The sequence below is a fragment of the Vibrio sp. YT-17 genome (genome assembly GCF_033337375.1).
Classification (GTDB): Bacteria; Pseudomonadota; Gammaproteobacteria; order Enterobacterales; family Vibrionaceae; genus Vibrio; species Vibrio alginolyticus.
Genome location: NZ_JAWOQP010000009.1, coordinates 196,124 through 207,898, shown reverse-complemented (window position 1 = coordinate 207,898; position 11,775 = coordinate 196,124). Strand labels below are relative to the sequence as shown.

At 44.7% G+C, this 11,775-nt stretch carries 10 protein-coding genes; 4 read left to right on the top strand and 6 right to left on the bottom strand.

Annotation, left to right across the window (positions count from 1 at the left end):
* Window positions 1-187 precede the first annotated feature (187 nt).
* Window positions 188-1,072, bottom strand: coding sequence for a D-hexose-6-phosphate mutarotase (locus R7F67_RS11395; protein ID WP_017820788.1), 885 nt, complete (start codon window positions 1,070-1,072; stop codon window positions 188-190).
* A gap of 156 nt (window positions 1,073-1,228) precedes the next feature.
* Window positions 1,229-2,224: a type I glyceraldehyde-3-phosphate dehydrogenase gene (gene gap, locus R7F67_RS11390; RefSeq protein ID WP_005380697.1), complete on the bottom strand. Its 996-nt coding sequence runs from the start codon at window positions 2,222-2,224 to the stop codon at window positions 1,229-1,231.
* A 337-nt stretch (window positions 2,225-2,561) separates the two neighbouring features.
* Here gap and msrB point away from each other — a divergent pair, with 337 nt between their 5' ends.
* Window positions 2,562-2,969 (top strand): peptide-methionine (R)-S-oxide reductase MsrB, encoded by a 408-nt coding sequence (gene msrB, locus R7F67_RS11385; protein ID WP_005380698.1) that lies wholly within the window; start codon window positions 2,562-2,564, stop codon window positions 2,967-2,969.
* A 117-nt stretch (window positions 2,970-3,086) separates the two neighbouring features.
* Here msrB and R7F67_RS11380 read toward each other — a convergent pair whose 3' ends face one another.
* Window positions 3,087-3,908, bottom strand: coding sequence for a DUF2989 domain-containing protein (locus tag R7F67_RS11380; protein WP_017821139.1), 822 nt, complete (start codon window positions 3,906-3,908; stop codon window positions 3,087-3,089).
* A 101-nt stretch (window positions 3,909-4,009) separates the two neighbouring features.
* Here R7F67_RS11380 and R7F67_RS11375 point away from each other — a divergent pair, with 101 nt between their 5' ends.
* A complete protein-coding gene (locus R7F67_RS11375) occupies window positions 4,010-4,294 on the top strand; it encodes a YeaC family protein (RefSeq protein ID WP_005380700.1) in 285 nt (94 codons plus the stop codon).
* A 95-nt stretch (window positions 4,295-4,389) separates the two neighbouring features.
* Here R7F67_RS11375 and ansA read toward each other — a convergent pair whose 3' ends face one another.
* Entirely contained in the window at window positions 4,390-5,403 is a 1,014-nt protein-coding gene (gene ansA, locus R7F67_RS11370; RefSeq protein ID WP_017635822.1) for an asparaginase, read from the bottom strand.
* 164 nt (window positions 5,404-5,567) lie between these two features.
* The gene (gene sppA, locus R7F67_RS11365) at window positions 5,568-7,418 is read right to left on the bottom strand and encodes a signal peptide peptidase SppA (RefSeq protein WP_005380705.1); all 1,851 of its coding nucleotides are present in this window, start codon (window positions 7,416-7,418) and stop codon (window positions 5,568-5,570) included.
* 224 nt (window positions 7,419-7,642) lie between these two features.
* Here sppA and R7F67_RS11360 point away from each other — a divergent pair, with 224 nt between their 5' ends.
* The gene (locus R7F67_RS11360) at window positions 7,643-9,655 is read left to right on the top strand and encodes an NADPH-dependent 2,4-dienoyl-CoA reductase (RefSeq protein ID WP_318057189.1); all 2,013 of its coding nucleotides are present in this window, start codon (window positions 7,643-7,645) and stop codon (window positions 9,653-9,655) included.
* Window positions 9,656-9,714: 59 nt separating this feature from the next.
* Here R7F67_RS11360 and R7F67_RS11355 read toward each other — a convergent pair whose 3' ends face one another.
* Window positions 9,715-11,031, bottom strand: coding sequence for an MFS transporter (locus R7F67_RS11355; RefSeq protein ID WP_025767195.1), 1,317 nt, complete (start codon window positions 11,029-11,031; stop codon window positions 9,715-9,717).
* Between the two features lie 173 nt (window positions 11,032-11,204).
* Here R7F67_RS11355 and R7F67_RS11350 point away from each other — a divergent pair, with 173 nt between their 5' ends.
* Entirely contained in the window at window positions 11,205-11,753 is a 549-nt protein-coding gene (locus tag R7F67_RS11350; protein WP_005380711.1) for an NAD(P)H nitroreductase, read from the top strand.
* Window positions 11,754-11,775 lie beyond the last annotated feature (22 nt).

The following is an 11,775-nucleotide window of genomic DNA, read 5'->3' as shown; positions in this document are numbered from 1 at the left end:
TGAGGCTTCCTTTTTCAACCTCATCAACTACAGTGAGTTTAAAAGCGAGGGAGTAATCGCGCTGAGTTCTTTTAGTTTTTGATTTCATAACACTCTCCAATTTTGGGGGTGGAAAGTGTCAACCTTATTTAGGACGGCACATTTATTACAAAAAAAGCCGGGTATCCCGGCCTTTATATGGTGATTCTTACTGCGCTGAAATGACAGTGACAAGTTCATGTGTCTCACCTGGTTGGAGCGTTTGACCTTGCTCAATACTTGGTGCATGAACAGCAGACTCTACACACAACATGGTTTGATAACCATCGTCAGCCATGTCACCCATGCTTTGCGCACCTTCTGCCCAAGGGTTCCATAATACTGCTGAGTTGTGGCCTTGGTTGTGTACGCTTAGCGTACGATCCAATACCGGGTCTTTTACCAAAATTTTCGCTTCTGGTTGCGTGTAAACGCGATCAATCGTGTCAGTTAGTTGTAGAACATTACCACCTTGGCATACCGCATCAGCTTTCAAGCTATCAATGTACTCGGCACCCATGCCTGTCGTTTGTGCTTGCTTAATGTCTCCAACGTTTAGGTAAGTATGTAATGCGCCAGAGAAGGTCCAAGCCTCGTCATCAATGTTCATGACTTTGAGCGTCACTTTTAGCTCATCGCCCACTTCAATCACCAAACGAGCGTCAAACATATGGGGCCAAATATCGTGGATTTCTTCTGTCGGGAACAGAGCAAGTTCAACAATCACACCGTTATGGTTCTCACGATGTTCAACCAACTCCCATTCTGCGGTGCGGGCAAAGCCGTGAGCTGGAGCAGCGATACGCCCAAACCAAGGCCAACAAACCGGAATACCACCGCGAAGAGCAGCTTTACCATCGAAGACAGCTTTTTCGCTCATCCAGATCAGATCTTCTTGACCTTTAGGCGTGAACGACACGACATGACCACCGTGTAGCGAGATGCCTGCCGTTGCTTTGTCATGAATCACGCGGACGATTTTTATCTGATCAACTTCAACGATAGTGACGTTATCAGATAGCACCGTTAGGGCTGGGAGAGTTTTTAAATCCATGTGTAGTTTCCTATCGCTGGGGGAGAGCTTTTAGACGCGCTTCGCACATTAAATGCAACATCGAGCCTGCATTCTCTCAAATTCCAGATACAAAAAAGGCGACTCTAGAGCCGCCTTTTCTTTAACGAAGTTATTCGCTAATTGCTAACTTTCTAATTACTTAGAGATGTGAGCGATTAGGTCTAGAACTTTGTTTGAGTAACCGATTTCGTTGTCGTACCAAGATACAACTTTAACGAATTTGTCAGTTAGCGCGATACCAGCTTTAGCATCGAATACTGAAGTGCAAACTTCGCCGATGAAGTCTTGAGATACAACTGCATCTTCAGTGTAGCCTAGAACGCCTTTTAGTTCGCCTTCAGAAGCTTCTTTCATCGCTTTACAGATGTCTTCGTAAGAAGCACCGTTAACTAGGTTAACAGTTAGGTCAACTACAGAAACGTTAGCAGTTGGTACGCGGAAAGCCATACCAGTTAGTTTGCCGTTTACTTCTGGAAGTACAACGCCTACAGCTTTAGCAGCACCAGTTGAAGATGGGATGATGTTTTGAGAAGCACCACGACCACCGCGCCAGTCTTTAGCAGAAGGACCATCTACAGTTTTTTGAGTTGCTGTAGTTGCGTGAACTGTAGTCATAAGACCAGATTCGATACCGAACTTGTCGTTAAGAACTTTAGCGATAGGCGCTAGACAGTTAGTAGTACAAGAAGCGTTAGAAACGATGTCTTGACCAGCGTAAGTGTCGAAGTTTACGCCGTTAACGAACATTGGAGTAGCGTCTTTAGAAGGACCAGTTAGTACAACTTTTTTCGCGCCAGCAGTGATGTGCTTACGTGCAGTCTCGTCAGTTAGGAAAAGACCAGTTGCTTCAGCTACAACGTCAACACCGATTTCGTCCCATTTTAGGTCTTCAGGGTTGCGCTCTGCAGTAACACGTACAGTTTTACCGTTAACGATTAGGTTACCGCCTTCAACTTCAACAGTACCGTTGAAACGGCCGTGAGTTGAGTCATACTTAAGCATGTATGCCATGTAATCTACATCGATAAGGTCGTTAATACCTACTACTTCGATGTCGTTGCGCTCTTGCGCTGCACGGAATACGAAACGACCGATACGGCCAAAACCGTTAATACCTACTTTGATAGTCATTATAGTTGCTCCACAACTTAATTTCTGATTAAAGATAACTGGTAGTAAAATTACAGAATCCAGTAAACATCTGCAAGTGATAATCGGACTTAACTTGTTTAAAGTCAAAAAAAAGCGACGCTTTTTTTAACAATTCTTTGCAAATGTACGTTTTTTAAACTTTTAACTGATTCTTCTGTAGCCCAGTTGGCGTAATATAACTGGTGAGATAAGTGCTCTTATCAAATTAATTACGCATGGTGTCCTGGTGAGAAAGTATGTGCTACAACTGTTAAGAGAAGCAAGTTTTTTGCTAAAAAAGTCAATACCAAGAACAGTAAATAAGGAGCCGAAAGTCGTGGAACAAAGCGGGAAAAAAGTGACGAAGTCAGATGAACAGTGGCGTGAGCAACTGTCTGATGAAGAGTTCCGTGTTTGCCGAGAGCAAGGTACAGAGCCTCCTTTCAGCGGTAAGCTACTGCATAATAAGGAAACTGGTGTTTATGCTTGTACTTGTTGTAATGCCCCTCTCTTTGTCTCTGATAACAAGTATGACTCTGGCTGCGGATGGCCAAGTTTTGATGCGCCTATCAACGATCAAGCGGTGCGTTATTTAGAAGATCTAAGTCACGGAATGGTACGTACAGAGATTCGTTGTGCAACGTGTGATAGCCATCTAGGGCACGTTTTTGAAGATGGCCCACAGACCACAGGAGAGCGTTTTTGTGTTAATTCTGTGTCGTTAATTTTCAACAAATCAGAATAATAACGACAAAATTGTGCTCGAGATTGTTTTATCCTTTCAGGATGATTCATGCTCAACAGTGATCTGAGTGTCGCTCGACTTAAATAAAAACTCCCGCTCATTGCGGGAGTTTTTCGTTTATATCTCACTGGGTATCATTGCTGGGGAATAGATACCTTTCTCTATGGCTTTCGCCACCGATTCGGCTAATTCATCCAACTGCTTATATCGCTCTGGATGACTGAAATTGAACATACGTTGGAGCTGCTTTTCATCAGCAAGCGGTACGTCGAATCTCTTCGCGACCATTGCCCATAGATACGCTTGCTCTTTGTCTCCAAGCCCCTGATGAATACTTGCCATTGACTTGAGAATGACCGGATTGATGTTGTCTTCATCAGATAAAGACAACGCGTTATTAAGAAGCTCCAGGGTTTTCTTGGTATCTCGGTTGGTATAAAAAGTGGCTAATGCATATTGCATCTCAGCATTATTTAATTGGGGAGACCCTTCCATTTGTAAAAATGCGCGCCGAGCTTGAGTATCTCCCGTTTGAGACCATAAGAAATACAAAGTAGCCGGGTCTTCTGAGCCTTTTAACTCGTTTACGATGCGCTCTAGCTCATCAATACTGTGTACCAATGCATTAAAGCGTTGTCTTTTGAGAGCACTTTGATCAATAGGGGTGATCTGGGAGGCGAGTTCTAAGCATTTCCTATATTCAGCGACCAGACCGTATTCGATGATTTGGTTGGCCTCTGATGGGTTTTTCAATTGCTCAAACCGATGCCAAACCAAATTTGTTCTTGGAATTCGACATTGGCCGTCATCCATATTGAGCTGCTCGCAACGCAGCTCTGGTGTTTTTTGGCACAACTCTTCGGTTGTCACGTTACCTTCAAAACAGCCCGATAGCGCAAAACATGCGAGGCTGAGAAGTAACCAGTTTGTTCTTTTCATGGCTTTGCTTGTGATCCGTTACACCAATTCATTTTCGTATTCTTGACTCAGTTTCTTAACCCGTTATGTTCTGTAAATAGAATGTAATAAGAAGGTACACTATGGACGCAGAACAACTATTACAAGCGATGACTCCAGAAGTTTATGATCGCTTAGTCTATGCAGTAGAAACGGGAAGATGGCCTGAGGGTACAACACTTTCTAAAGAGCAGCGAGATTCGTGTATGCAAGCTGTGATGTTGTATCAATCAAAACATAATACTGATGCGCAGCATATGACGGTTGCAGCCGGTGGTGAAATCAGTTTTAAATCAAAACAAGAGCTTAAAAAACAATTCAGCGGAGAAGAGAGCGATATTGTTCGTGTCAATCCGAACATTGATTAATCCTTACGCCTTATTTCTCAAAATTTTATTATTTTGATTTTGAAAGAAAAAAGCCCAAATTGTATTGGGCTTTTTAGATCGTAGAAAGCTTGAACTTACAGGCTCATTTCACCACGCAGTACTTGTTGCATTCTCTCTTTTACTTCTTCGTAAGAAAGGTTTTGGCTTAGAAGGTAGTGTAGTTTTGCCAGCGCCGCTTCGGGCGTCATGTCAAAGCCACTGATAACACCAGAGTCTGCGAGAGCACAACCTGTGGCATATCCGCCCATATTCACTTTACCTGCCAAACACTGAGTTAGGTTTACGACAATAACGCCGCGCTCAGAGGCTTCTTTCAGGTGACCAAGCAGCTCAGGGTTCTGAGGAGCATTACCGACACCAAAAGTCAGAAGAATCATCGCATTCACGGGCTGACGAAGCGTGTTGCGGATAACTTCGTGTGAAATACCAGGGTACATGGTGATCACACCGATTGGTTGTGGCGTGATGTTGTGAACCTTAAACTCACCTTCTGGTTGTGCACCAACGGTTACGCTGTTGCTAACTTGAATATTGATCCCAGCTTCCAATAGTGGAGGAAGGTTTGGTGAAGTAAAGGCATTAAAACCGTCTGCATGAGATTTTGTACTGCGGTTACCACGCATCAATTGATTATTGAAGAACAAAGTTACTTCGTTGATCGGGTAGTTTGCCGCAATATGTAGCGCGTTTAATAGGTTTGCTTGGCCGTCAGAACGCAGCTCTGCGAGAGGGATTTGTGAACCCGTTACAATCACTGGCTTACCAAGGTTTTCAAGCATGAAAGACAATGCGGACGCTGTGTACGCCATGGTGTCAGTACCATGTAGGATAACGAAACCATCGTATTTGTCATAGTTGTCACGAATATCATTCGCAATCTGCTGCCAGTCAGCAGGTGTCATATCTGATGAGTCAATCAGAGGGTCGTATTCGTGGATGGTGTAATCCGGCATTTCAGGACGATGGAATTCGGGCATGCTTGCTAATTGCTTTTCCATAAAGCCAGCAACAGGCACATAGCCGTGGTCGGATTTTTGCATTCCGATGGTACCACCGGTGTAAGCGATGTAGATGTGTTTTCTAGTCATCGTTTTTTCTTTCGTGTAGGGGAACAGAGGCGGGGATTATATACCTAAATAACCTTGAGATGCGAGGCTATACGCACAGCATCAGAAAGTCATCTGAGGAGATGCAAAGCCTAATAAAAAGGGCACTTCAAGTAGAAGTGCCCTTTGTAATATTGATGGAAAAACTACTGCACTTGGCAGTTCAAACAAAATGCGTATTGACCTTTAGGATCGTTGAAGCTTTGGAGCAAGCTTGCGTCTTGTTCGAATTGTTGAGCTACGGGTTGAAGACTTTTTGGTAGCAAGCTTGTTGCATCAATACCTAGAGAGACTTTCACCTGTTTCATAAACTCTTGTAGAAATAGTTCAGTAGGTGAAAGAGGCTCTTCTACCCAGTAAATGCCATAATCGGTCACGTTCGCTAGTTTCGCCGCTAGCTCTACAGCATCATCAAAGTCACCCATTTGATCGACAAGACCAAAGGATAGTGCATCTTGGCCAGTCCAAACTCGACCTTGAGCAACTTTGTCAACTTCCTCTAGAGACATATCGCGATTCTCGCCAACTAGAGAAATAAAGCGCTTGTAACCGTGTTCGATACCTAATTGGAACACTTGAGACGCGCCCTCAGAAAGGCCAGTGGTAATACCGTCACCTGAGAACGGCGATGTGCCAACGCCATCAGTGTTAATACCTAACTTGCTAAAGCCTTTTTCAAACGTGGTGATGACACTAAATATACCAATGGAGCCCGTCAGGGTTGTTGGCTGAGCAACGATTTTGTCTGCGCTCATTGAAATCCAATAACCACCAGAAGCAGCCAAACTCGACATGGATACAACAACCGGCTTACCTGCTTGCTTCAGAGCTTCTACTTCGTTACGAATCACTTCAGAAGCAAAGGCACTGCCTCCTGGACTATCTACTCGTAATACGACCGCTTTCACTTTTTCATCATTGCGTGCTTGACGCAGCAAGCTTGCGACTGTGTCACCACCAACAGTTCCGCGAGGTTGTTGACCGTCCATAATCGCGCCACTTGCTAGAACAACGGCGATGTCGTGCTGAGGTAGTGTGTAATCGGGACGAATCGTTGCAAGGTAGTCGTAGTAACCAATCGCGTTGTAGCTGTCTTTGCCGTCACTGCCAAACTGTTTTGCAAATAGAGTGCGAATGTCTTGGCGTGTAGCAAGTTCATCCACTAGCCCCAATTTGACTGCGAGCTGAGCAATATCGCCATTTACAGACTTCATCTCGTTAATCAGCTCATCCATGGTTGGATTAAGCACTTTCGCATCAATGTTTCGGTTTGTTGTTACGTCATCAACAAAAGCACTCCACAATTGAGTAACCCAGCGTGTTGCTGACTCTTTCGCCGCATCGGACATGTCATCACGAATAAACGGTTCGATAGCGGATTTATAAGTACCTACGCGAAAAACATGAGTGGAAACGTCAAGCTTTTCAAGTAACGTTTTGTAGTACATTGAGTAAGCGCTGTAACCTTTAATCAATACACCACCATCAGGTGCCAGATAAACTTTGTCAGCGTAACTTGCCAAGTAATATTGGCTTTGGTTGTAGAAATCACCTACGGCGTAAACGGGTTTGCCTGACGCTTTAAATTCGTTCAACGCTTTCGCGATGTAACGTAGTTTCGTGAGATTTGTTTCTGGCATGTCTCGCAGTGCTAGCACTAATCCAGATACTTTAGGATCGTCTTTCGCGTAGCGAATAGTATCAACGATATCGAAAAGGACGTTTTCTTTCGGTAGCTCATTACCCAAAAGGGAACCAGCAAAAGAGTCCATTGGGTTTACATAACGTCTTTGTTCGACAATTGGGCCTGAAAGGTTCATCACCAATGCCGATTCTTTTTCGACGACAGGTTGACCGTCTCCGGTATAAGTAAAGGCAAAGTAGAAAACGGCAATCATCAGCAAGAAAATTAGGTTTGCCAGTGCGAGTCTGATGAAAGTGATACTTTTCCATATCCCTTTAAATATCAAACCAATAAATTTGAAGAGTTTTTTCATCTTGTCTCCATAACGAGATAGTTACGCCGAGTCTAACAAAGTATGGGTTCTTATCTCTAAGATCTCAAAAGATAACATTTTTTTAGCTTATCACGACCACTCAACAATTGGCATATTTTCACACGAGATTGATCGGTGTTACAAAAATGTAAACGCTTGTTTGATTTTTTGGTTGAGCAGGCTTAATCTGGTCAGACCATGATAATAACAATGGATGTTAAGTGATGTCTGCCATGTACCCAAACCTATTAAAGCCACTGGACCTCGGTTTCACACAATTACGAAACCGAGTTCTGATGGGATCAATGCACACGGGCTTAGAAGAGCACAAAGAAGGATTACAGAAGCTCGCGGCTTTTTATGAAGAACGCGCGAAAGGCGGTGTCGGACTGATTGTAACCGGAGGTTTTTCTCCTAACTTACGCGGTCGTTTACACCCGTTGAGTGCTGAATTCAGCAAGCCAAAACATGCTAAAGCCCATAAAGTTGTGACAGAAGCGGTGCACAAGCACGGTGGTAAAATTGCGTTGCAAATTCTCCATGCTGGGCGTTATGCAATGCATCCATTCTCGCAAAGTGCATCTGGCATTAAAGCGCCAATTGCAAAGTTTGCTCCGAGTGAAATGAGCGACCGCCAGATAAAGAAAACCATCGACGCGTTTGCTAATAGTGCGGAGTTAGCACAGCTTGCTGGTTATGATGGCGTCGAGTTAATGGGCTCGGAAGGTTACTTGATAAACCAATTCTTATGTAAACGTACTAATATGCGTTACGACGAATGGGGTGGCAGCTATAAAAAACGTATGCGTTTTCCGCTAGAAATTGTTAAAGCGGTACGCAAGGCGGTAGGTGACAAGTTCATCATCATCTTCCGTCTTTCTATGCTGGATCTTGTCGAGCAGGGCAGCACTTTTGAAGACGTTATCGAATTGGCGAAAGCACTTGAAGAGGCTGGCGTCACGATTATTAATACGGGTATCGGTTGGCATGAGGCTCGAATTCCGACAATTGCGACTCAAGTACCACGCGGTGCGTTTACATGGGTTACGGAAAAAGTTAAACCTCACGTTTCGGTTCCTATTATCACTTGCAACCGTATAAATACGCCAGATGAAGCAGAACGTATTTTATCTTCAGGTCATGCCGACATGGTTTCGATGGCGCGCCCATTCTTGGCCGATCCTTACTTTGTTGCTAAAGCCGAACAGGAAAAAGCGCAGCTTATTAATACGTGTATTGGTTGTAATCAGGCGTGTCTAGATAACGTGTTTCAAGGTAAGCGCGCCAGTTGCTTAGTGAACCCTCTAGCGTGCTATGAAACCGAAATTGTTGTTGAACCAGCCTTTAAAAAGAAAAACATTGCAGTTGTTGGTGCTGGACCTGCGGGCTTGGCTTGTGCGACCACACTGGCTGAACGTGGCCATAAGGTTGATTTGTTCGAAAAGAACGACCGCATCGGTGGTCAGTTCCGTCTTGCGATGCAGATCCCTGGTAAGGAAGAGTTTCGAGAGACGATACGATATTTCGCTAACCGTATTGATGAAACAGGCGTGAATCTGCACTTATCGACGGAAGCGAACTATGACTTACTCACAGAATACGATGAGATAGTGATGGCATCGGGTGTTGAGCCACGTAAAGTCAATATTGATGGAATTGATAACCCAGAGAAAGTCGTCGACTATCAAACTCTCATTCGAGACAAAACGCCAGTCGGTGAGAAAGTGGCTATCGTTGGTGCTGGTGGCATTGGCGTAGATGTCGCGACCATGCTCACTGAGCCAGTTGGACAAACGTTGGATGACTGGTTGCATGAATGGGGAATCGACAAGGAGATGTCTCAGCCGGGTGGTTTATACCCTTACCCTGATGCGGTCAGCGATAAAGAAGTCTGGGTACTTCAGCGTCGTAAAGGTCGTGTAGGTAAAGGCCCGGGTAAAACGACAGGTTGGATCCATAAACGTACCCTTGAAAAACGGGGCGTACATTTAGTCGGCGGCGTGTCTTACGATAAAATTGATGATCAAGGTTTGCACATTCATGTAGACGGAAGCGCGCAGGTACTTAATGCAGACAAAGTTATCATTTGTGCTGGGCAAGAGTCTGTACGTCCGTTTGAAGATAAATGGTCTGAACTTGGAGAGAAGATTCATATCATTGGCGGAGCTGACCATGCGGGTGAACTTGATGCTGTGCGTGCGATTCGTCAAGGTGTTAAATTGGCGGTAAAACTCTAGCCTTTTAATGTGTGTTTACCATAAAAGCTGCGCTTTGAGCGCAGCTTTTTTGTATAGAACTAGTCACTGATATCTGGCAGTTGTTTGGCCATTACCACGCCAGCAAAAGTAATAAAAGAGAACACTAACACCACAGCTGAAAGGCTCAAGAAGTTCGACATAACACCAAGAGAGCTCATTAGAAGCAGCATTATCCCAACCACTGTGTTACTCACGGCTACATAGCTCGTCCGTTTGTCACCTTCTGCGATATCAACTAAATAGGTTTTTCGTCCGACTCGTATTCCGTCGTGGGCAATACAAACACAAAAGTAAAGCAGAGGAATCACGAATAGGAAGCTTTGGCTAGCGGTGACCCATGTATCGTAAACAAATAACACAACACCAAGTAGCGCGCTCATCATTGCGCCTATGACCATCACACTGCGGCTAGAGCGATCGGACATTCTTCCCCAGAAAGGACCTGACACAAAGGAGGCTAAGCCACTCGCAAACATAAAGAGAGCTAGCACCCAGAGCTGTCCACCCAGAGATTGCTGTGCCAGCACAACGTAGTACGGTGCACTCAGCGCAGAACATAAAAATAGTGTCCGCGTGATAACGAATCGACGAAAGGTCACGTCTGTCTTAAGTAACGCGAGTTGTTTAAATGCTTCGAGGACGCCATTTCGACCACCGTCTACCTCACCGGCATACTCATTAATTCGCGCATAGACGAATGCCGCGATGAGCCATATGACGCCCGCTAAGCCTAAACTCAGACCGTAAAAGCGCTCTGTCGGCTCTACGTCCCATAACCAGGCTAGTGCCAGAAGGCTCGCGAAAAGCAGCGTAACCAGGCCAGCAGCACTTGAAGACCAGCCGTTGACTTGACCTCGTTGGTTTTTAGGGATGGTTTTGCCCAATACATCTTTTGATGCGACGGAATTTAAACCGCGTGAGAGGCTGAAGATCACAAGACATGCAATTACACCATAACCCGCAGCAGCTCCTGTCAGAGTTAATGCGACCAATCCGATTGCAAATATGGAAAGAGCCTGCAAGATGCTGCCAATTACCCAGACCCATTTTCTTACTGGAATGCGTCGGATGTAGTGCGCGATGCTAAGTTGTGGGATAAGGGATCCTGACTCACGAATAGGAACCAGCCAACCAATTAAGTAAACCGGAGCCCCGAGACTTTGTAGTATCCACGGCAACGTGACTTTAGGGTTGATTAACGCATCGCCGACCTTCGTTAAAAACTGAGCGAGAATGATTTTAAGAAAGTTGCCGGGAACTTGATGACAAGCTGATTCAGGAATCGCCTTACAGGCACGGGCATCTTCGTCATTAACGATCTTTTCGTAAATGCTGTTTTGTTTGTCCTTGTTCATCAACCTGCCTATGTTCAACTTATTCATTTCGCGAATAAATTAACATTAAACCCAGTTTGATGTTAAGTGAAGCACGTTATCAAGCCCCCAGAAAACCGGTTGTTATTCGCAGGAGCAGATTGTGCTAAAGTGGCGTAAACAAAATAACAACGATATTCAATAAGGATTCTTTCATGGACGCTCTCGATCTTTTGCTCAATCGCCGATCTATCGCGAAGTTATCCGCGCCTGCACCAGAAGGTAAAGCACTTGAGAACATCATTCGTGCAGGCCTTCGTGCGCCTGACCATGCGGGATTAACCCCTTGGCGTTTCGTTATCGCACAGGGCGATGGTTTGAAAAAACTGTCAGATATCTTGGTAAAAGCGGCAGAAGCTGAAAATAGTGATGAAGCGGTGGTCGAAAAGGTAAAGAATGCCCCATTTCGCGCACCAATGGTGATCACTGTTATTGCTAAAGTAACAGAACATGAGAAAGTACCAGCACTAGAGCAACACTTATCTGCGGGATGTGCTGTACAAGCGATGCAAATGGCAGCCGTAGCGCAAGGCTTTCAAGGGTTTTGGCGCTCAGGTAAGTGGATGTTCCATCCAGAAGTTCATCAAGCATTTGGTTTAGAAGGTGACGATGAGATTGTTGGTTTCTTGTACTTAGGCACGCCTGGTTGTACACCGATGAAAGTTCCTGAGCGTGACCTTTCTCAGTTTGTTGAATTTCTATAACTGAAAACTTAAATAAATTGAC

What these genes read in the sequence shown, in the direction of transcription:
- R7F67_RS11355 (WP_025767195.1), bottom strand. Translation starts at nt 11,031, where the DNA reads ATGAACAAGGACAAACAAAACAGCATTTACGAAAAGATCGTTAATGAC.
- R7F67_RS11375 (WP_005380700.1), top strand. Translation starts at nt 4,010, where the DNA reads ATGGACGCAGAACAACTATTACAAGCGATGACTCCAGAAGTTTATGAT.
- sppA (WP_005380705.1), bottom strand. Translation starts at nt 7,418, where the DNA reads ATGAAAAAACTCTTCAAATTTATTGGTTTGATATTTAAAGGGATATGG.
- R7F67_RS11360 (WP_318057189.1), top strand. Translation starts at nt 7,643, where the DNA reads ATGTCTGCCATGTACCCAAACCTATTAAAGCCACTGGACCTCGGTTTC.
- gap (WP_005380697.1), bottom strand. Translation starts at nt 2,224, where the DNA reads ATGACTATCAAAGTAGGTATTAACGGTTTTGGCCGTATCGGTCGTTTC.
- ansA (WP_017635822.1), bottom strand. Translation starts at nt 5,403, where the DNA reads ATGACTAGAAAACACATCTACATCGCTTACACCGGTGGTACCATCGGA.
- R7F67_RS11395 (WP_017820788.1), bottom strand. Translation starts at nt 1,072, where the DNA reads ATGGATTTAAAAACTCTCCCAGCCCTAACGGTGCTATCTGATAACGTC.
- R7F67_RS11380 (WP_017821139.1), bottom strand. Translation starts at nt 3,908, where the DNA reads ATGAAAAGAACAAACTGGTTACTTCTCAGCCTCGCATGTTTTGCGCTA.
- R7F67_RS11350 (WP_005380711.1), top strand. Translation starts at nt 11,205, where the DNA reads ATGGACGCTCTCGATCTTTTGCTCAATCGCCGATCTATCGCGAAGTTA.